Source organism: Paludisphaera sp. (assembly GCF_037189885.1).
Lineage (GTDB): Bacteria > Planctomycetota > Planctomycetia > Isosphaerales > Isosphaeraceae > Paludisphaera.
This window is the reverse complement of record NZ_JBBCIR010000025.1, coordinates 43,575-64,040: the sequence shown is the minus strand read 5'-3', so window position 1 is coordinate 64,040 and position 20,466 is coordinate 43,575. Positions and strand designations below refer to the sequence as shown.

Genomic DNA, 20,466 nt, shown 5'->3' with positions numbered 1-20,466 from the left:
CAGGCGGGACGCCCGCGCCACAAGAAATACTGAGTTTGCGGATTCGGTCATGCACGACGATCCCATTCTTAACCCGGAATCCAGAAATCTCGCCTCGGGAGCCGCGGAACATGAACGTGGACGATGGTCCCCGCGTTCCTTGGCAATTCGGATTCAGCGACAGTTAAGCGTGGCGACTCGCGCCCCTGACCGTCGACGCGTGCGCGCCCCGGCCGGCCGCCACCCCCCGCCCCTGAGCCCCCGGTCACGCCGGCGTAGGCTCGCGGGGGGACGCTCGAAACTCGTTCGATTTCGACGAACGGACCCAAACGGTTTTCGATTTAATCCGATGTCAATTCAGAATTTGGGTTGAATCGAGCGTGGCGCGCCAGCGACGAACGAACCCAGGGCGGCGCCCGAGGCCGGGGCCGGACGTCCGGCCGCGGATTTCGACCCGGGTTGAGAGATGGCGGGATTTGCCGTAACATGAGCCCGCACCGGGCGGGACCGCGCGCGTCCCGTCAAGCCCATCTCCGCCTTGCAAGCTCACGAGCCCCACCCGCCATGCCCAAGACCGATCACGAGCGAGAGCGCAGCCTGGCCGTCTTCATCGACCTGGAGAACCTCGCCATGGGGTTCCAGAGCCAGCGCAAGACGCGATTCGACATCCAGAAGGTCCTGGAGCGGCTGGTCGAGAAGGGCAAGCTCATCGTCAAGAAGTCCTACGCGGACTGGAGCCGGTACCCCAACTACACGGCGCCGTTCCACGAGGCGGCCATCGAGCTGATCGAGATCCCCAAGCGCGCCCAGACGGGGAAGAACTCGGCCGACATCCGGCTCGTCGTCGACGCGATGGACCTCGCCTGGAGCAAGCCCCACGTCGACACCTTCGTCATCGTCTCGGGCGACTCCGACTTCTCCCCGCTGGTCTCCAAGCTGAAGGAGAACGGCAAGCACGTCATCGGCCTAGGGATGAAGGGCTCGACCTCGGAACTCCTCCGCGACAACTGCGACGAGTTCATCTACTACGAGGACCTGGAACGCCAGGAGCAGAACGAGCAGCAGCTCGCCATCGACCTGAAATCGACCCTGCCGGCCCAGCTCGACGACAAGCAGCGCGAGGTCTTCGGCCTGCTCGTCGAGGCGTGCGCGGCGCTCCGGCGCGAGAACCACGAGATCCTCTACGCGTCGATGATCAAGGACACCATGAAGCGGAAGATGCCCTCGTTCGACGAGAGCTACTTCGGCTACCGCAGCTTCACCCACGTCCTGGAAGACGCCGACAACCTCGGCCTGGTGGATATCGAGCGCAACCCCAAGAGCGGCACCTACATGGTCACCCGCATCAGCGGCGAGGGGGCCGGCGATCCGGGCCGGACCGCCCAGCGCGCGGAGAAGTCGGGGTCGTCCGGCGGCGGCCACCACGGTCGCGGCCGTCGCTGAGCGTCGCCCCGGCGGGCGAGATCCCGATCTCTGGACGGTGGGCTTCGCGCATCATCACCGATCGGAGCGGCGATCATGAAAATGGCAACAGGCGTCGTGGCGGCGGTCGTGCTGGCGTGGGGGGCCTCGTCCATGGGCGCGGAACGGAAGGGTGAGGCTTCCTCCTCGGAGATCGTGGGGGGGGCCAACCAGTTCACGGTCGACCTGTACCGCGCCATCGCCGGCGAACCCGGCAACGTCTTCGCCTCCCCCCTGAACGTGGCGACGGCCCTCGGCATGACGGCCCTCGGCGCGAAGGGGGAGACGGCCGGCCAGATGGCGAAGGCGCTCCACCTCCCCGCCGACGGCTCGCCCGCCGCCCTCGGGACGCTCGCCGAGGCGCTCAAGGGCGCGATCGTCGCCGCCGACGGGAGCGACGCGGGGGTCTCCACCGCCAACGCCGGCTGGTTCGACGAGTCCGAATCAATCCTCCCCGAGTACGCCGACCGCCTGCGCGAGTCGTTCGGATCCGAGCCCCATCGGGTCGACTTCCGAAACTCGCGCGACGCCGCCCTCAAGGCCATCAACGGCTGGGTGGCCGACCAGACCCGCGACAAGATCCGCGACCTGCTCAAGCCCGACCACGTCGGCCCGGACACCTCGCTCGTCCTGACCAGCGCCATTCACTTCAAGGGCTACTGGAGGTCCGCCTTCGACCCGAAGCGCACCAAGGACGGCACCTTCCACGCGGCCGACGGCCCCGCCCCCGCCCGGCTGATGAACCTGCCGGACGGGCGCCTCCACTACCGCGAGGACGACGAGGTTCAGGCGGTCACCATGCTTTACAAGGATGGCACGCTAGGGATGCTCGTGGTCCTGCCGAAGGCCCCCGACGGCCTGGCCGCGGTCGAGGCGGGCCTGACCGCCGAGAAAATCCGGGAGTGGGCGACGAATGCGCGGCTTTCAACCGTGAACCTCACCCTCCCTCGATTCCGGTCGACGGCCGAGTTCGACCTGGTGAAGCCCCTCCAGGCGCTGGGGATGACGGACGCCTTCGACCCTTCGAAGGCCGACTTCTCCGGCATCAACGGCCGCCGCGACCTCGCGGTCTCGGCCGTCGTCCACAAGGCGTTCGTCGAGGTGGAGGAGAAGGGGACCGAGGCCGCCGCCGCCACGGGCGTCGCCATGACGCGGTCGAGCGCCATCGCCAGGCCCCCGGTCGTCTTCCGGGCCGATCGCCCCTTCCTCTACCTGATCCGCGACAACGAGAGCGGCGCGATCCTGTTCATCGGCCGCCTGGCGAAGCCCTGAGCCGGCCTATCGGCCGACGCTCATCGACGCGGCGATGCGCACCGTCTCGGCCTGGATGATCGCGGTGTCCTCCAGGTCCCGGGCGTAGCCGCCGGCCATGGCGACGGCCACCGGCAGGCCGGCGTCCCGGCACGCCTCCAGGACCATCCGGTCCCGCGCGGCGAGCCCCGCCTTCGTCAGCTTCATCCGGCCCAGCCGGTCCCCCTCGTAGGGGTCGGAGCCGGCGAGGTAGAAGGCGAGTTCCGCCTCGGATTCCTCGATGGCCGTCGCCAGCGCGGGCTCCAGGGCGGCGAGATAGTCGGCGTCACCCGTCCCGTCGGGGAGGCCCACGTCGAGCCGGCTCCGCCGCTTGCGGAGCGGATAGTTCCGCTCGCCGTGGATCGAGAAGGTGTAGACGTCCGGGTCCTCCTCGAAGATGGCCGCGGTGCCGTCCCCCTGGTGGACGTCGCAATCGATGACGACCACCTTGCGGCAGCGGCCCTCGGCTTGCATCGCCCGCGTGGCGACGGCCACGTCGTTGAAGACGCAGTAGCCCGCGCCTCGGTCGCGGCGGGCGTGATGCGTCCCTCCCGCGAGGTTGACCGCCACGCAGAGACCGCGCGGGCGGGCGTCGCAAGCGCCGACCTCGGCCAGGGCCGACCTCGCCGCGGCGACCGTCGCCCCCGTCGATCGGAGCGACCGCTCCGCAAGCTCGGGCGACCACGGCAGCCCGATCTCGCGGACCTCCTCGACCGAGAGCCCGCCCTCCATGACCCGGGCGTAATATTCCGGGTCGTGGGCGCGGGCGATCTCTTCGGCCGTGGCCCGATCGGCGACGCGGAGCCACTCGGGGGGGATGATCGCCTCGTCGATCAGTCGACGCCGCAGGCGGGCGTACTTGGCCGCCGGGAACGAGTGCGTCGGCGGAAGCCGGAGGGCGAACTGGTCGGTGTGAAAGACGTCCATCGCCATCGGTGATCCCGAGGAAAGGGGCCCGGCGAACGTCGGTCAGAGCGGCTTTGCCCTGTCGAACCCGTGCGGCGTCTCCAGGTCGTCGAGCCGGATCTCCGGGAACTCGTCGTCGATCTCCAGGATCAATCGCCAGCCGTAATGGGGCGAGGAGATGATGAGTTCGCTGGCGTCGATCTCCTCCCAGTGTCGGGAGCCGATGTAGACGCAGCCGATCTCAAGCTCGCCGGCGAGGGACGCGGCGTCGAACGCCTCCCACCGCAACGACGAGACCGGGCGCACGGTGAGCCGCGACCGGCTCGCGTACAGTTCCTTGCGGCCGTCGGAACGATCGACGCCGAGTTCCCAGCAGTCGCGATCGAGGCGGACGATCAGCTTGTCGCCCCGCTGGACGAGGTCGGCCATCTTGAATCGCGCGTCGTGGAGGTAACCGGAGAGGAAGACGATATCGTGGAGATAGTTCCAGACGCGGCGGGGGCGGAATCGCAGGCGGCGGGCGACGTGCGCCCGGAAGGGGCGCTGAAGTCCGGTAACAATTTAGGCCTCCTGGCGACCATCAAATCGGGACCAGGCCCGCGCCCCGCCGCGAGGGGGCGGGGCACGGAGCCGTCGTGTCCGTCAGCCGCGCGCGGCGATCTGCTGCTTGGCGGCCTCGTACACTCGGTCGACGGTGAAGCCGAACTCCGCGAGGAGGTCCTTGAGCGGGGCCGACGCGCCGAACGACCGCATGCCGATCGTCGCCCCCTTCATCCCGACGTACCGCTCCCAGCCGAAGGTGGAGGCCTGCTCGACCGAGACGCGGGCCAGGACGTCGGGAGGCAGGACCTCGTCCTTGTACGCCTGGTCCTGCTCGTCGAACAGCTCCCAGCTCGGCATGCTGACGACGCGGGCCTTGATCCCCTCGGCCTTCAGCTTCTCGTAAGCGCCGACGCACAGCGAGACCTCGCTGCCGGTGCCGATCAGGATGACGTCGGGCTTGCCCCCCTCGGCGTCGGCCAGGATGTAGGCGCCCTTCGCCAGCCCGGAGGCCGGGGCGTACTTCTCGCGGTCGAGCGTCGGGATGGCCTGCCGCGTCAGGATCAGCGCGACGGGCTTGTGCCGGAACGGGATGACCGTACGCCAGGCCTCGGCGACCTCGTTGGCGTCGCACGGCCGGATGACGACGAACCCGGGGATGGCCCGGAGCGACGCCAGCTGCTCGACCGGCTGGTGGGTCGGCCCGTCCTCGCCCACGCCGATCGAGTCGTGCGTGAAGACGTAGATGACCGGCAGTTCCATCAGCGCTGAGAGGCGGATCGGGGCGCGGCCGTAGTCGCTGAAGATGAGGAAGCCCGCGCCGTAGGGGCGGACCTTCGCCGTGGACATGCCGTTCATGATGGCGCCCATGGCGTGCTCGCGGATGCCGAAGTGGAAGTTCCGGCCGGAGTAGGCCTCGGCCGAGAACGAGGCGGCGTCCTTGAGCAGCGTCTTGGTCGAGGGCGCGAGGTCGGCCGAGCCGCCGATGAGCCACGGTAGGTTCTTGGCGACCGCGTTGAGCACCTTGCCCGAGGACTCGCGCGAGGCGACCCCCTTGGCGTCGGCGGGGAACGTGGGGATGTCCTTGTCCCAGCCGTCGGGGAGCTGGCGGTGCTGCATCCGGTACAGCTCGTCGGCCAGCTCGGGGTGCTTCGCCTTGTAGGCGTCGAGCTTCTGGAACCAGGCGTCGCGGGCCTGCTTGCCGCGGGCGCCCATCTCCTTACGGAAGTGCTCGTAGACGCCGTCGGGGACGAGGAACTTGGCGTCCTCGGGCCAGCCGTAGAACTTCTTGGTCAGGCGGATCTCGTCGTCCCCCAGCGGCTCGCCGTGGGCCCCGCTGGTGTCCTGCTTGTTGGGGGCGCCCCAGGCGATGTGGCTGTCGACGATGATCATCGTCGGCCGGTCGTTACAGTTCGCGAACGCCTGATATGCCCGCTCCAGCAGCTCCAGGTCGTTGGCGTCGCCGACGCGGGCGACGTTCCAGCCGTAGGCCATGAACCGCTCGGCCACGTCGTCGTTGTAGGTGAGGTCGGTGTTCCCCTCGATCGTGATCCGGTTGTCGTCGTAGATCCAGCAGAGATTGGAGAGCTTCAGGTGCCCGGCGATCGAGGCGGCCTCGTGCGAGATCCCCTCCATCAGGTCGCCGTCGGAGCAGATGACGAACGTGTTGAAGTCGATCAGGTCTTCAAACCCGGGCTTGTTGTACCGGGCGGCCATCCACTTCGACGCGATCGCCATCCCGACGCTGTTCGCCACGCCCTGCCCGAGCGGCCCGGTGGTGGTCTCGACGCCCGAGGTCAGGCGATACTCCGGGTGCCCCGGCGTCTTGCTGTGGAGCTGGCGGAAGTTCTTGACGTCGTCCAGCGTCACCGACGGCCGGCCGGTCGTCTCGTACTTCTCGTCGACCGCCTGGACTTCGGCCAAGTGCAGCAGCGAATAGAGGAGCATCGACGCGTGGCCGCACGACAGGACGAAGCGGTCGCGGTTCGGCCATACCGGGTCGGAGGGGTCGTACCGCAGGTGCTTCTGCCAGAGCAGGTACGCCACCGGCGCGAGGGCCATGGGGGTGCCGGGGTGGCCCGAGTTCGCCTTCTGCACGGCGTCCATCGAGAGGGTGCGGATCGTGTCGATGCACGTCTTGTCCATCGGCTCGTCCGCCTGGGACACCGGCTGCTTCAGGTTCACGGTGGATGCCATGCCTCGGGATACTCCAGCTAGCTAGGCCATGCGATGCGTTCGGCGCGCGACGCCGGCGCGCCTTCGGGGTCCATTCCCACGGAAGCCCAATAGCCTAAGATCCGCGAACGGGCGGCACAATCCAACTTCCTTCGCGTGCGTGCCTTTCGCCTCCCACGGACCGAGACGGCGCGATCCGACGGGCGGACAGACGCCGCGTCCGGAAATATCTCCGGAAACCTGAAATCCCGCCGATCCCGTCGCTGACCATACGGATGTTTGATGTCGGTGCTCCTTGGCAACACGGGCGCGGTAAAGCATCCGGGGGCGATCGCCTCCAGATCAAAGAGTGCCCCCGGCCCGATCCCGTCCCCTCCCCCGCCGAAAGAGAGCAGCCGCGCCAGCGGCGGGCGGGGGTCGTCGGATTTCGGAGGCGCCGACGCTCTCCGAGCGGCCATCATCACGGCCTTCCCCCCTGGCGGGGGAAGGTGGCCCGGAGGGCCGGATGAGGGGGGGACGAGCGAGACGGGTCTCGGGGTTCGCGGGGGCCTTGCGTGGCCGTCGGCATGGGCGGTGTCGCGAATTCCGAAGCCTCGCGGGCAAGCTCCCCCTCATCTGACCGCTTCGCGGTCTGTCTTCCCCCTCCAGGGGGGAAGGTCGTCGGAGACCCGAGCCGGTCGAGGCCGAGCCTTGCCCCGGCATCGGTAACCGAAAAAGTGTCGGGTCCTCGGCCAGGCGGGAGAGCGGACGCGCGTCGCACGCTCGATTGAGTGGGAAAACTACTTCGAAAGCGACGAACGAACCCAACTGGTTTCCAGCACAAGATAATAACTAGTGGTGACTTACAGGCGTCCGCGCGGAAGACGCGGCGCGCGAACGAAGCCAACTCGCGGTGCCTCGCGCCCCGGGCGACGGCGACGGGCTGATGTCGGATCCTCGCCACGTTTCGGCGGCATGGCCTGTCGCGGAGGTCGACGGCCCTCATATGCTGCATCCACACGCATCATCGAGCCCCCCGGCCGTCGTCCCGAGGGCCAGTCCAACCATGAACGAGAACGCGCCGCCCGACCTCCGGCCCATGTCGCCGAGGCTCGCCCGCGTCCTGCCCCTGGCTGGGACGGCGATCCTCGCGATCGTCGCGTTCGCCGTCGGCCTCGCATACGGGCACGGCCCCCATTACGCGGCCGTCGCGGCGCTCATCTGTGCCGGTTCCATGTTGGGCGGCTGGGGAGTCCTCCTGCTGTTCGGTCGGCCGGTCCAGGGCGACGAGTGGTTCTGGGTGGTGCCGATGGGCTTCATCGTCAGCCTACTCACGCCGAGGGTTACGCCCCTCTCTTACGCGAGCATCCTGATCCGATCCCTGCTGATGGCCGGCACCATGGGTCTGATCATTGGAACCGTCGGCCGAGCGATTAGCAGGCGGACGCGACGGTTCGTGGCGAGCATGTACCGGCCGCGAGGGGCCGGCGGGACGTCCGGCGGCGACCGCGAGGCCGCGGCGGGCCAGGGGGATGCCCAGCCATGAACGAACCTCGCTCGCCGGGTCTCCCGCCCATGTCGCCGAGAGGGGCCACGATCATGATCCTGACCTACACCGGCGTCTTCGGGATTTTCTTCTTCCTGATGGGCCGCCTTCAAGGGCTCGAAACGCGAGACGCGGGCCTGAAGGCCATCGTCCTCGTCATCTCGGCCCTGGTCGGCTGGGGCGTCATGAGAATGTTCGGCGAGTTGGATCGGAGTTGGTTGTCGGGCTGCGGCATTTTGTTTTACATATCCATGTCAGGCTATGTGTCGCCGAAGGTCTCGCCTTATACGTATTTGGACGTACTCCCCCGGTCCCTGACGCAGTGCGTGTGCCTTGCGCTACTGGCCGGAGTCGTCAGGCGAGTGGCCGGTTGGTGGTCGAATCGGCCTCGCGCGGACTCCGATGAGCTGCGGGGGCCGGGCCTCATGGCCGGTTCGGGGCGAGGCGTCCCGACGGGGCGGGATTCCCAACCATGAACGAGCCTCGGTACTCGGCGCACGACCCCCTGCCCCCGTGGGAAGCCCGCCGACTGCCCGTCCTGATGGCGTCGATATGCCTGGTCGTGTATTTCCTCTCCGGCCTCTCCCTCGGCCGCGAGGCTCGCGACGCGGCCACGGAAGCCGCCATCATCACGGCCTGCCAGGCGATCGGCTGGCGCGTGCTGCTCCTCTTCGGAGGTCCACTCCGGGGGATGTTTGGTATTGGCTGATGATGCCGATTGCCCTGGGTCAGCTTTCGCCCAGGGTGCCGCCCGCCTCATACGCGAACATATTCACGATTTCGCTCCTGACGCACGTCCTCGTCGCGGTGGCCTTCGCCGCCTTCGTCCGGCCGTCCGGGAGGTGGGCGGCACGATCGTCCCCGTCTCCGTATCGGCCGCGAGCGACGGGCGGGACGTCCAGCGGCGGGGCGCTCGGAGGCCCGGCGCGGGGCGACAAGTAAGAAGGGTGAACTTCTGGGCGAGCGTCGATCGCGCCCGCGATGAACCGTTGCCATGGCGGGAGATGGGATGCGCGTCTTACGCTCGGCTCGCGGAAAAACCACTTCGAAAACGACGAACGAAGCCAAATCAATTTAGACGCAAAGGCATTTCCCAAATTGACTTGCATCCAACCACGCGGCGGCCTCGACGCGCGAACGAACCCAACTCGCGAGGCCTCCGACGCCCCGGGGATACCCCCCCCTGGCTTCATCGCGACCGTCGGGCGATAATGCGGCCCGCGACGACGACGAAGTCACCCTCCCGAGACGCGCGATGCCCGCCGAGCCGATCGACGCCGACCTCACCGACCGTTCCCCGGGCCCCGGCCGGCTGGCCTGGCTGATCGTGGCGATGCTGGTGCCGGTGGCCCTGCTGAACTACCTCGATCGCCAGATGCTCGCGGTGATGAAGACGTCGGTGATGGCCGACATCCCCGACATCGCCAGCCGCGAGAACTGGGGGTTCATGCTCGGCTCGTTCAAGTGGGTCTACGCGTTGCTCAGCCCGGTCGGGGGCTACATCGCCGACCGCTTCGGCCGGCGACTGGTGATCGTCGCCAGCCTGTTCGTCTGGTCGGCCGTGACCTGGGCGACCGGGTACGTCGAGGACTTCAACACGCTCGTCGCCACGCGGGCGTTGATGGGCATCAGCGAGGCGTTCTACATCCCCGCCGCGCTGGCGATGATCGCCGACCATCATCGCGGGGCGACGCGATCTCGCGCCGTGGGGCTGCACCAGACCGGCATCTACGCCGGCCTGATCATCGGCGGCTTCATGGGGCACGTCGCCGACGCCCCCGACCTGGGCTGGCGGTTCGCGTTCAAGGCGTGCGGGCTGGTCGGCGTCGTCTACGCCCTGCCCCTCCTCATGATCCTCCGCGACCCGCCCATCCGGACCGACGCGGCGGCGAAGGCGCATCGCGAGGCCTCGGCCTTCGCGTCGATCGCCGAACTTATGCGGAACCGGAACTTCCTCCTGCTCGTCGCCTGCTTCACCCTCCCCGCGTTGGCCGGCTGGGTCGTCAAGGACTGGATGCCCGACATCATCAAGGAGCGCTACGACCTGCCGCAAGGATCGGCGGGGGTGTACTCGGTGCTCCCGGTCCAGATCGCGTCGGTGGTGGGCGTGCTGCTGGGCGGCTGGCTGGCCGACAGCCTCATGAGACGGACGGTCCGGGGCCGCATCTACGTGAGCGCGGCCGGGATGGTCCTGTTCCTCCCCGCGCTCTTCGGGGTGGGGTTCTCGGAACACCTCTGGCTGGCGGTCGTCTTCCTGATCGTCTATGGGATTGGCTGGGGGTTCTTCGACTGCAACAACATGCCGATCCTCTCGCAGATCGCCCCGCCCGACCGCCGGGCGACGGGATACGGCCTGATGAACCTGGTGAGCATCAGCTGCGGCGGCTTCGCCGATTGGGGATTCGGCTTCCTCCGCGATCGCCACGTCCCGCTCGCGGTCATCTTCGGGGCCTTCGCGATGATCGCCCTGATCTCCGCCGTCCTCATGCTGATGATCCGGCCCCGTCCGGAATTGACGGAGACGCCCCGGGCCGACGCCTGATCGCCCGACGACCCGCCTTGCCCGCGGCGATCGTCGCCGGCTATGGTGGAGACGAGAATCCTCGACCAAGTACCCCGCCGGACGGACTCATTGGCCGACATGTCGAACCCTGAATCCAGCCCCTCGCCCGCTCCCGCCACCTCGTCCCCCGCCCCCGTCCTGCCCTGGATCCTGGTGGGGCTGGCGATGCTGCTGATCTCCGGCGCGGTGGGGTACTTCAGCTTCGTGCCCGAGGTCGAGCCCCCGCCGCCGGGCGTGGCGGGCGACCCGTTCCTGATGGAAGGCCGCGCGGTGTTCCTCTCTCGATGCGTCCCCTGCCACGGCCCGTCCGGCAGGGGGGACGGCCCGATGGCGTCGGGGTTCGCCGGCGCCCAGGTGGGCGACCTGACCGACGGCGAGTGGAAGCACGGCGACAAGCCCGGGGACGTGCTCCGCGTCATCCGCGCCGGGGTCCCCGGCACCCGCATGGCCCCCTGGGGGCCCCTGCTGGAAGACGCCCAGATCCGCGCCGTCGCCGGATACTGCTACGCCCTGTCGCGGCTCCCCGTGCCGGACGAGCTGCGAGAGGCCGAGCCGAACTGACTCAGGACGGCCCGGCCCGACGCGGCGGGTCATCCCGCCTTCGGCGGCTCCCCCTGGATGACGGCGTCGACCTCGATCTCGACCGTGGCCCCGGCGTCGATCAGCGCCGAGACCTGGACCATCGTCAGCGCCGGGCGGACCTCGCCGAACAACTCGCCGTGGACCTCGCCGACCTCGCGCCACCGGGTGATGTCCGTGACGTAGATCCGCGTCCGGACGACGTCCGAGAGCTTCCCCCCCAGCGCCTCCAGCGCCGCGGCGATGATGGCGAACGCCCGGCGCGACTGCCCGGCGAGCGTCGGCGCGTAGCCGCCGTCTTCCTCGACGCCGACGGTCCCCGTCACGTGGATCTGCTCTCCCACGCGCACGGCCCGCGAGTAGCCGACGGCTCCCTCCCACGTCGATCCGCTGGAGGCCAGCGTCCGGCCGTTGTGCGGGGTCGTTGTGATCTTCACGTTGGGGGTCATGGCGCGCATCGCTCCCGTGGTCTTACCTCGGTCTCGGGACTCCCGCCGCGCGGCGGGGCCCGTCCCGAGCCAGCGTATGCGTCGCGCGAGGCCGCCACAACCCCGGGCCGGGGGGTGGACTCGCCGGGCCGGCGCGCCGAGAATGGATCGGGGCGACGAGGCGCAACGGGGCGACTGATTTAGACATGATCCCGGACTACTACGAGCGACTGGGGGTCGAGCCGGGGGCCTCCCCGGCGGAGATCGAGGCCGCGCTCAAGAAGAAGCAGCCGGCCTGGTCGATGGGGACGCGGAACCCCAAGACCCGTCACGCCAACCAGCTCTACCTGGACGAGATCCCCGCGCTCCGCGCCGCGCTGCTGTCCGGCGCCGACAACCGCGCCGCCTACGACGCCCAGCTCGCCGCCGCCCACGTCGCCCGCCGCGAGCAGTCGCTCGACGAGTTGCACCGGCTCGTCCGCCTCCGCGCCGCGAAGGGGGGGCTCGCCCCGGCCGATCGCGACCTCCTGCGCCAGGAGGCCCGCCGGCTGGGCGTCGACGATGGTTCGCTCGATCGGCTGACGCAGGCCCATCCGACCCTCACCGGCCCGGCCGCGACTGCGGACGACCCGGACGACGACCTCGGGCCGCCGCCGGACGTGCTCGACTCCTCGACCCGCCGCCAGATCCGCATGGCGCTGGAGCACCTGGACCGTCGCGACCTGTACGACGCCCTCGGCCTGTTCCGGGACGCCCCGCTCGACCTGATCGCTTCGCGGGCCGACGAGGAGCGCCGGCGGTGGATGAAGAAGGCCCAGGTCACGGCCGAGAAGACCGCCTGGCTGGAGGTCGTCTCGCTGGCGCAGACCCACCTGGGCGACGCGAAGTCACGCGCCCGCTACGATCGCACGCTGGCCCTGGACGCCGAGGATCGCTTCGAGGAGGTCGCCGCGTTCGCCCTCCGCGGCCTCGCCCGGGTCGACTCGGGGACGCACGTCGCGCTGGTGGACGAGGCGGGCTCGCGCGGCATCCCGCCGGATCGCGCCCATCGGCTCATCGTCCGGGCCGGCCGCAAGGCGGGGGCGGCGATCGGCGGGGGGGGGCCGACGCCGGGAGTCGCGGCGGACACGGCCGGGACGAAGCTGCTCCGCTGCCGCAACTGCGCGGGCGTGACCGAACTCGCGCCGACCGCCCGGAACATCGCCACGGCCCGATGCCGCCATTGCGGTGCCTCGCTGCGGCGCGAATGCCCCGTCTGCCGCCGGTCGAACCTGGTCGACGCGGCGAAGTGCGCCTGCGGGTTCCGGATGTCGCTCCGCGAGGCCCTTGTCGCGCGGTTCGCCGCCGCGCAGCAGGCGTTCCGAACGCACGACATGGCGACCGCCCGGCGGCACCTTGAGGAGGTCCAGCGCTACGCCCCGGCGCACGTCGGGGCGCGGAACGGCCTGGAGCGGATCGCCGAGCGCGAGCGCGAGGTCGAAGACCTCCGCGCCGCGTTCGGGCGGGCCGAGGCGGGGGCCCGGCTGGTCGAGGCCGCCCGCGCCCTGGCCGCGTGGCGGAAGATCGTGCCGGCGGGCTCGATCGAGGTCGCCGCCGCGCGCGATCGCGTCGCCGAGCGGCTCCGCAAGGCCGAGGCCCTCGCCGCCAAGGCCCAACGCCTGGAGCGGATCGAGCCGACCGAGGCCCGCCGCCTCTACGCCCGGAGCCTCCACCTGGCCGCCGACCTCGCCGCCGCCGCCCAGGGCCTGGAACGCTGCCCGCCCGACGCCCCGACGAACCTCGACGCCCGCGTCGTCCAGGACGGCGTCCGCCTAACCTGGCGCCCTCCGGAGCCCGACGGCCTGGACGCGCCGACGTTCGTGATCCTCCGCAAGCCCGGCGGCCTCCCCGAGCACCCGAACGACGGCGCCCGGATCGGCGAGGCCACGACCGCCGAATACCTGGACGCGACCGTCGAGCCCGGCGCGACCGTCAGCTACGCCGTCATCAGCCGTCGCGGCCGGGCCGAGTCGCTCGCCGCCGTCGCCGCCGGGCCGATCGCCTACCTCCCCGACGTGCGTGACCTCCACGCCGAGGCCCGCGACGGCGAGATCGCCCTGACCTGGCGTCCCCCCGCCGGCCTCGCGGAGATCCGCGTGGTCCGCAACACGATCGCCGTGCCCCGCAACCCTCGCCACGGCGACCGGCTCGCCGCCGCCAACGACCGCGCATTCGACCGGGACGTGACGGAGGGGAAGGTCTACCACTACGGCGTCTTTGCCGTCTACCGATCGCCCGAGGGCCGTCGCTTCCCCTCCCCCGGCGCGACGATCTCGGTGGCCGCCGGCAGCCCCTTGACCCCCGTCGGCCCCCCCCGCGTCTCGCTCGAACCGACGGGCCGCGTCCGCGTCGAATGGGTCGAGCCGTCGCGAGGGTCGGTCCGGCTGCGACGCTCCGCCGGCCCCCCGCCACAGCCTCCGGGCGCGATCGTCTCCGCGGCCGAAGCCGAGTCCACGCCCGGCGATTGGATCGAGCCGAATCGACCGGGAGCCGCCGACGACTTCGACCCCGTCGGCCCGACGGGTCGCTACTACACCCCCTTCACGGCGATCGACGGCCGCCTCATCGTCGGCCAGGGCGCGTGGCTGGCCAGCCTGGCCGATCCCACCGACCTCCGCGCCGAGCGGCTGGACCCGACCGCAGCCGCGCCCGACGTCGCCCGCGTCCAGCTCCGGTGGACCTGGCCGGCCGAGGCCCAGGCCGCGCGCGTCGTCGCACGCCGCGGCGCGTCGCCTTCGGGCCCGGAGGACGTCGCGGCGCTGAGGTTCGACGTCGCCCGCGACGAGTACGAGCGGCAGGCCGGCTGGATCCTGAACGCCCCGACCCCGGGGCCGATCGAGGAAGGCGACGGCGCGAACCACTGGCACGTCCGGGTTTACGTTCGCGAGGACGCCGAGGACGGCCCGCGATTCTCCCCCGGCGTCGAGCCGACCGCCGCGACCGTCGCCCCCGGGCCCAACCCCGAGGTCACCCTCTCGTATCGCTGGAAACGCCCCTGGCTCCCGGGCCGGCCGTGGACCCTCGTGATCCGAACCGAGCCCCCGGGCGCGGAGGCGCCGCCGCTGGTCGTCGTCGCCAACCCCCGCGCCGTCCCAATCGGCGTCGAGGACGGCGACGTGATCGCCCGGCTTCCCGCGTCGCGCGACGGCGCGGCGTTGTCCATCCCCGCCGGCCCCCGCCTCGCCGAGGAACACCTGCGCGCCTTCCCCGACCCCTCTCGCGACCCCGACTCCCTCCCGCCGATTCGCGTCCGACACCCCGAGACCGGTCGCGCTCGCGTTTGACACGCATGCACGCTCGCGAGCGCCTGATGGGGCGAGAAGTTTCCCCCGCGGACCGAATCTGGTAGAATACCAGGCAGATACCTGTACACCATGGGCCGCCGTCGGGCGGGAGTCTGAACCTCAGGGAAAGCGAAGGGGCCCCGCGGATGAATCGATACAACGCCGACGCCGACGATTTTTACGTTAACGTCAATCTGAATACCGAGATGGAACTGCCGAACGGCCGCGACACGGTCCTCCACTTCTTCGAGCAGATGCGGAAGGGGTTCCCCGAGCTGCGCGACTTCCAGGCGCAGGAGAACGGGGATCTGGTGCTGGAGAGCGACAAGGAGCAGGACTTCTTCCGGTCGGTGGCGATCGAGCCCCGCCGGCTGGTCTCCGGCTGCACCAACCCCGAGTCCCTGGCCGACGCCTACCGCCAGCACGACCTGGTCCTCGACCTGGCCCCGCACCTCCTGTCGATCAGCCTGCTAGATTGCGAGGCCCTCGACGTAAGTTTCGGTTTCGACTTCACCTACGACGGCAATCATGACGAGGTCGTCGCCGAGGCGCTCGGGGTCGGGTCGGCCTTCGAGGGCCTGCTGGAAGTCCCCCGCGCCCGGAAGGTCGTGAACTTCGAGCCCTCGCTCACGATCGCGCTGGACGAGTCTTGCCAGCTCCAGGCCCGGCTCTCGATCGAGACCCGCACCAGCGCCTATCAGGTGCGGACGGGGGAGTTCGGCGACGACCAGATCAGCCTCTACCTGAAGGTCCGCCAGTATTGGGGCAACGGGCCCGATATGTCGTTCTTGGAATCGTTCCGTCGCCAGCGCGAGATCGGCGAGATGCTGCTCCAGGAGTCGATCATCCCGCGCGTGGTGCGCCCGCTCGCCCAGGTGATCGCGTCGCGCTGATCCCGCGCCAGGAGCCGCCTAGATGAGCCGACCCGTCGAGGCCTCGCCCGATCCCTGGGACGAGGCCGTCCGCCATCTGCGGAAGGCCGATCCTTACCTCAAGGACCTCATCGAGCGCGTCGGCCCTTGCCGACTCGCGCCGAGGGAGGATCGGCTGGGGTCGCTCGTGGGCTCGATCGTGAGCCAGCAGATTTCGACGAAGGCCGCGGCCTCCATCAGCGGCCGGCTCCACGAGCTGGCCGGTCGCCCCTACGACCCGGGACGCCTCATCGAGCTGGGCGAGGACGCCCTGCGCGGGTGCGGGCTCTCGCGCTCCAAGGCGCTCTACGTCTTGAACGTCGCCGCGGCGGTCGCGGACGGGTCGGCCCCCGTCGACCGATTCGATGATTGGGACGACGAGGCGATCATCGGTTCGCTCACGGCGATCAAGGGGGTCGGGGTGTGGACCGCCCAGATGTTCCTGATCTTCGCGATGAACCGCCCGGACGTCTGGCCCGTCGGGGACCTCGGCGTGCGGGCGGCGCTCGGCAGGAAGCTGGGGATGGATGGGCCGCCGTCGCCCGGGGAGTGCGCCTCCCTGGGCGACGCCTGGCGGCCGTTCCGCTCCGTCGCGAGCTGGTATCTCTGGCGGAGCCTGGAGTTCCGTTGACTCTGGCGCTCGCTCACCAGGCGCGCCAGGCCCTCGGACGCGGGCCGAAGCCGGGGCCCCAGCCCCAGCCGGGGCGGACGACCCTCACCCCCGGCGACATCAGCACCGGGCCCGGCGCCACAGGCGCGGCGACGACCGGCGCGCCGTACACGGTGGGCGTCAGCACCGTGCTCCGGCGGACCACCACGCGGCCGGGCGCGACCACGGAGGAGTACGGGGAGACCACGGTCGTCCCGTACGGGTAGCCGTAGGCCGGCGCGACGACGGTGGGGCTCCCCACGACCACGCCCGGGCCGGGCGCGACGATCGTGGTCTGGCCCAGGAACTGGGCCTGGGCGGGGGCGGCGGCCAGGGCCAGTCCGAGCGCGGCGGACAACAACAGGGGACTCAATCGCATCGCGGAAACTCCATTCGCGGCGATGCCCGGCGCGCCGACGAGGCGGCTCAGGAGATGATCTCCAGCTTGGGCATCTTGACGTTCTTCATGTTGCGGATGCTGACCTGCGCCGCCAGGTTCTCGACGACGCTCATCAGGTGGCGCCGCGTGGGCGACCCCTCCTGGAGGGCGGATTGGAGCCGACCGACGTCGCCGGACTCGCGGATGAAGACGTTCATCGGCACCTCGCCGAGGAACGGGACGTTCATCGCATCGGCCTTGCGGCGGGCCCCCCCCTGTCCGAACAGGTAGGCGCGCTCGTCGCCAGGCTCGTCGAAGCAAGCCTTCCCCTCCACGAGCCCGCGAGCCACCGGCCCGCCGCGCTCCTGGAGATAGGCCAGGACGTCGAAGAAGGCCATGTTCTCGATCATCCCCAGCACCGGCACCCGGAGCTGGCGGAACATTGAGACGGCGCGGGTGGCGTCCAGCAGAGCGACCTCCTGGGGCGTGCAGACGACCACGGCGCCGGTAATAGGCAAGGATTGCGCCAGGCTCAGCGGGACGTCGCCCGTGCCGGGGGGGAGGTCGATGATCAGGTAATCCAGGTCGCCCCACTCGACCTTGCGGAGGAACTGCTGGACGATGCCGTGGAGCATGGGGCCGCGCATCACGACCGGCTGGTCGGGGTCGAGCAGGAAGCCCATCGACATGAGCTTCAGGCCGCCGACCTCGATCGGCACGATGCGGTCCTCGCGCGCCATGGGGCGGCCGGCGGCGCCGACGAGGTGCGGGACGGAGGGCCCGTAGATGTCGGCGTCCATCAGGCCGACCGAGGCCCCGTGGGCGCTCAGGCCGAAGGCGATCGACGCGGCCATCGTCGACTTGCCGACCCCCCCCTTGCCCGAGCCGACGGCGATGATGTTCTTCACGCCGGGGATGTCGCCCGTCTCGGCCTCGCGCTTGCCGCGAACCTCGGCGGTCATCCGGATCTCGATCGCCAGCCCGGCGGGGAGCCGCGACTCCAGGGCCTGGCGGACGTCGGCCTCGATCTTCGCCTTGAGCGGGCAGGCCGGGGTGGTCAGGTTGACGGCCAGGGAGACCTTGCCGTCGCCGATTCGGACGTCCCGGATCATCCCCAGGTCGACCAGGTCGCGGCCCAGGTCCGGATCCTTCACGCCCTTCAACGCCGCCAGGACGTCGCCCTCGGTCAGCACGTTTTCCGACTCGCCCTGCATTCCGCGGCATCCTCAAGATGGGGACTTCCGATCGCGATCCGAACGTCCGTCCATTGTAGCGGAAGCCCCCCGCGGCGACCAGGACCGCGCCCCCCCCGCGGCCTCCGCGACCACCTCGTCGACCCATTCGTCGGGCTCTCGCGCCGGGTCGGCGGGGGTCGGCGTCGTCCAACCCTCCCGCGCGATCGCCCGCGCCGACAGGAGGAGCCAACGAGCGAGCAGGTCGGCGACATCCGGCGGCGCGGGCCTCCCCCCCGCCGCCAGCGTGGCCCCCAGTTCCCCCGCCGCGCGGACCACCCCGGGGCGGCCGCGCGGGTCCAGGAACAGGACGAGCGGCGCGGAGGCGGCCTCCACCAGCGACCCCAGGTCCCGGAGCGCGGGCGCGGGGTCGGCCGCGGCCTCGATCAGGACGACCGGCCACGCGCGGGCCGAGGTCGCCCCCAGCAGGTCGGCCGTCGACCGCGACTCCACCCATCGCGCCGAGACGGCCCACGGCCGCGGGCGCAGCCGCCGGGCCCAATCTCCCGTCCGCTCGTGCAGCACCAGCACCGGTCGCGGCGCGTCGCCGCCGTGGTCTCCGGCCATGTCGAGGGCGTCTCCGAATTCCTTCGTCTTGCGATCGATGCGGCAGGATATCGACCAAAATGCGCCCGACGCCATGCCTGACCGCTTGACTCGGAAAGGTTTCGGCGGTATCTGATGAATCATCCAAAATTCACTTGAAGTCGCAAGCCGGCGCGTGCGCGCCCGCGCCTGATTCTCGGGAGCGACGGACGAAACAGTCCTTCCGCGAGATTCCTCCCGGACCTCCACCGCCCGATAAACGCCTAGGTCATGCAGTTGACACGCCCCGTCGAGGCTCGTGGTAGTCTTTCAGGCAAGCCCGACCTCGAAGGATGGCGGTACGTATGGGCTCCCGGCCGACCTGGAGCCCGAGGCATTGCGTCGCGATCTGGTCGGCGACCACCACTGAAGGATGAGTTTCCATGAGTTTCCATCGCGCGTCCATGATCTGCTGCCTGCTACTCGGCATGGCGACCATCGGCGGCTGCCAGCAGGAAGAGCCCGTCCAGCCGCCCCCGCCGCCGCCCGCCGCCGACGCGGTCGACGCCGCCAAGAGCACGCCGCCGGCCAAGGGATCTTCCAAGATCGAGGCCAACACCGGCTCCGACTCCGGCAAGGACACGACCCGCTCGAACTGAGCCCGGCCATCCGGGCGGCGCGGGCCCGCCCCCGCCGCCCTTGGCTCCGGCCCGGCACGTTTTTCGCGACCGTGGCCGGGAGATAGATGCATCGCCCTTCCCGCATTCGAATCCTCTCATCCCAGGGAGAGTCCTCTCGATGAAGCATGCTCTCGCAACCGACGTCGGTCGCCCCTCGCGACGCGACGGCTTCACCCTGATCGAGCTGCTGGTGGTCATCGCCATCATCGCGGTCTTGATCGCCCTGCTCCTCCCGGCCGTCCAGTCGGCCCGCGAGGCCGCCCGGCGGTCGCAATGCACCAACAACCTGAAGCAGCTCGGCCTGTCGCTGCACAACTACGAGTCCGCCGCCGGCTCGTTCCCCCTCGGCGGCAACTCGGGCCCGCAGGGCCTCGGCCAGTACTGCGACCCGGTCACCCACGGTGGCTGCTATGACTGGGGTGCCTGGAGCGCGCACTCCATGCTGCTCCCGTACATCGAGCAGCGTTCCGTGTACAACGCCCTGAACTTCATGACGCTCGCCCGCGGCAACGGCGACCGCGAGGTGGCGAACTACACCGGGATGATGGCCTCCATCAACTCGTTCCTGTGCCCCTCGTCCTCGCCGCCGCCGCGCATCACCCAGAACCGCTGGGACGCCAACGGCATCGTGATGGGGTTCTTCCCCGGCAATAACTACTTCGCCAGCGCCGGCTCGACGATCATGTGGATCGGGTGGCCCATCAACAACCCCAACGGCGTGTTCAACGTCGGCGGCGCCGCCTTCGGCATCCGCGACATCGTCGACGGCACGTCCAACACCATCGCCTTCGGCGAGTGGCGGACCGGCGACTTCAACGACCAGCAGCGGTCGCTCCAGGACATCGTCTCCGTCCCCTGGAACTCGGTCGGCTGGCCCGGCGTCCCCAACCGCAACATGGACGCCCCCACGGCCAACATGCCGGCCGGCGCCGCCTATCTGACCGCCGCGCTCAACGCCTGCGCCCAGGAGCACCGGACCGGCTCGAACACCGCGTACGGGACGAACGGCCAGCGCAGCTGGAACGGCCGCATGTGGCACGTCGGCAACTACGGCCACGCCCTCGGCAACACCCTGGTCCCGCCCAACTCGCAGTACCCCTACTGCCAGTTCTGGGAAGGCAACGGCGACTTCGACTCCGCCGGCATCAACGGCCTGTCGAGCTTCCACCCCGGCGGCGCCAACGTCGCCTTCGCCGACGGCTCGGTGCGGTTCATCAAGAACAGCATCAACTGGCAGACCCTGTGGGCCCTCGGCTCCCGCGCCCAGGGCGAGACGGTCAGCTCCGACTCCTACTGAGCCCCCAGGCTCGGCTAGAGTGGC

The 20,466-nt window shown here is 70.1% G+C and carries 19 protein-coding genes; 12 read left to right on the top strand and 7 right to left on the bottom strand.

What is annotated here, in order from left to right:
* Positions 1-543 precede the first annotated feature (543 nt).
* Positions 544-1,422, top strand: coding sequence for an NYN domain-containing protein (locus WG209_RS10105; RefSeq protein ID WP_337174911.1), 879 nt, complete (start codon positions 544-546; stop codon positions 1,420-1,422).
* 75 nt (positions 1,423-1,497) lie between these two features.
* On the top strand, positions 1,498-2,712 hold the full coding sequence (locus tag WG209_RS10100) for a serpin family protein (RefSeq protein ID WP_337174910.1): 1,215 nt from the start codon (positions 1,498-1,500) through the stop codon (positions 2,710-2,712).
* Positions 2,713-2,718: 6 nt separating this feature from the next.
* Here WG209_RS10100 and WG209_RS10095 read toward each other — a convergent pair whose 3' ends face one another.
* From WG209_RS10095 to tkt, 3 genes are all read right to left on the bottom strand, one after another.
* A complete protein-coding gene (locus WG209_RS10095) occupies positions 2,719-3,657 on the bottom strand; it encodes a histone deacetylase (RefSeq protein ID WP_337174909.1) in 939 nt (312 codons plus the stop codon).
* 42 nt (positions 3,658-3,699) lie between these two features.
* Positions 3,700-4,065 carry a hypothetical protein gene (locus tag WG209_RS10090; protein ID WP_337174908.1) on the bottom strand — a complete coding sequence of 122 codons (366 nt, stop codon included), beginning with the start codon at positions 4,063-4,065 and terminating at the stop codon, positions 3,700-3,702.
* A gap of 213 nt (positions 4,066-4,278) precedes the next feature.
* Positions 4,279-6,372, bottom strand: a complete 2,094-nt coding sequence (tkt, locus tag WG209_RS10085; RefSeq protein WP_337174907.1) for a transketolase — start codon at positions 6,370-6,372, stop codon at positions 4,279-4,281.
* Between the two features lie 1,024 nt (positions 6,373-7,396).
* On the opposite strand from tkt, the gene WG209_RS10080 reads away from it, so the two are divergent.
* The 5 genes from WG209_RS10080 (at position 7,397) to WG209_RS10060 (ending at position 11,000) form a co-directional block, all read left to right on the top strand.
* Positions 7,397-7,876 carry a hypothetical protein gene (locus WG209_RS10080; protein ID WP_337174906.1) on the top strand — a complete coding sequence of 160 codons (480 nt, stop codon included), beginning with the start codon at positions 7,397-7,399 and terminating at the stop codon, positions 7,874-7,876.
* Between the two features lie 53 nt (positions 7,877-7,929).
* Positions 7,930-8,352 carry a hypothetical protein gene (locus WG209_RS10075; RefSeq protein WP_337174905.1) on the top strand — a complete coding sequence of 141 codons (423 nt, stop codon included), beginning with the start codon at positions 7,930-7,932 and terminating at the stop codon, positions 8,350-8,352.
* Positions 8,349-8,585, top strand: a complete 237-nt coding sequence (locus tag WG209_RS10070) for a hypothetical protein (protein WP_337174904.1) — start codon at positions 8,349-8,351, stop codon at positions 8,583-8,585. The genes WG209_RS10075 and WG209_RS10070 overlap by 4 nt, the downstream gene beginning before the upstream one ends.
* A 546-nt stretch (positions 8,586-9,131) precedes the next feature.
* Positions 9,132-10,418, top strand: coding sequence for an MFS transporter (locus tag WG209_RS10065; RefSeq protein WP_337174903.1), 1,287 nt, complete (start codon positions 9,132-9,134; stop codon positions 10,416-10,418).
* Positions 10,419-10,517: 99 nt separating this feature from the next.
* On the top strand, positions 10,518-11,000 hold the full coding sequence (locus tag WG209_RS10060) for a c-type cytochrome (RefSeq protein WP_337174902.1): 483 nt from the start codon (positions 10,518-10,520) through the stop codon (positions 10,998-11,000).
* 29 nt (positions 11,001-11,029) lie between these two features.
* Here WG209_RS10060 and WG209_RS10055 read toward each other — a convergent pair whose 3' ends face one another.
* The gene (locus tag WG209_RS10055; protein ID WP_337174901.1) at positions 11,030-11,467 is read right to left on the bottom strand and encodes a Rid family hydrolase; all 438 of its coding nucleotides are present in this window, start codon (positions 11,465-11,467) and stop codon (positions 11,030-11,032) included.
* Positions 11,468-11,652: 185 nt separating this feature from the next.
* Between WG209_RS10055 and WG209_RS10050 the strand changes: the two genes are divergently transcribed.
* From WG209_RS10050 to WG209_RS10040, 3 genes are all read left to right on the top strand, one after another.
* Positions 11,653-14,769 carry a hypothetical protein gene (locus tag WG209_RS10050; protein WP_337174900.1) on the top strand — a complete coding sequence of 1,039 codons (3,117 nt, stop codon included), beginning with the start codon at positions 11,653-11,655 and terminating at the stop codon, positions 14,767-14,769.
* A gap of 146 nt (positions 14,770-14,915) precedes the next feature.
* Complete coding sequence (locus tag WG209_RS10045; protein ID WP_337174899.1) at positions 14,916-15,662, top strand: hypothetical protein; 747 nt, start codon at positions 14,916-14,918, stop codon at positions 15,660-15,662.
* 22 nt (positions 15,663-15,684) lie between these two features.
* Positions 15,685-16,311 (top strand): DNA-3-methyladenine glycosylase 2 family protein, encoded by a 627-nt coding sequence (locus tag WG209_RS10040; RefSeq protein WP_337174898.1) that lies wholly within the window; start codon positions 15,685-15,687, stop codon positions 16,309-16,311.
* Positions 16,312-16,324: 13 nt separating this feature from the next.
* Here WG209_RS10040 and WG209_RS10035 read toward each other — a convergent pair whose 3' ends face one another.
* The 3 genes from WG209_RS10035 to WG209_RS10025 are packed head-to-tail and all read right to left on the bottom strand — an operon-like array spanning position 16,325 to position 18,507.
* On the bottom strand, positions 16,325-16,708 hold the full coding sequence (locus WG209_RS10035; protein WP_337174897.1) for a hypothetical protein: 384 nt from the start codon (positions 16,706-16,708) through the stop codon (positions 16,325-16,327).
* Positions 16,709-16,755: 47 nt separating this feature from the next.
* Positions 16,756-17,922 (bottom strand): Mrp/NBP35 family ATP-binding protein, encoded by a 1,167-nt coding sequence (locus tag WG209_RS10030; protein ID WP_337174896.1) that lies wholly within the window; start codon positions 17,920-17,922, stop codon positions 16,756-16,758.
* A gap of 12 nt (positions 17,923-17,934) precedes the next feature.
* A complete protein-coding gene (locus WG209_RS10025) occupies positions 17,935-18,507 on the bottom strand; it encodes a hypothetical protein (protein WP_337174895.1) in 573 nt (190 codons plus the stop codon).
* Positions 18,508-18,908: 401 nt separating this feature from the next.
* On the opposite strand from WG209_RS10025, the gene WG209_RS10020 reads away from it, so the two are divergent.
* Positions 18,909-19,124, top strand: a complete 216-nt coding sequence (locus WG209_RS10020; RefSeq protein ID WP_337174894.1) for a hypothetical protein — start codon at positions 18,909-18,911, stop codon at positions 19,122-19,124.
* A gap of 139 nt (positions 19,125-19,263) precedes the next feature.
* The gene (locus WG209_RS10015; RefSeq protein WP_337174893.1) at positions 19,264-20,442 is read left to right on the top strand and encodes a DUF1559 domain-containing protein; all 1,179 of its coding nucleotides are present in this window, start codon (positions 19,264-19,266) and stop codon (positions 20,440-20,442) included.
* Positions 20,443-20,466: the final 24 nt, after the last annotated feature.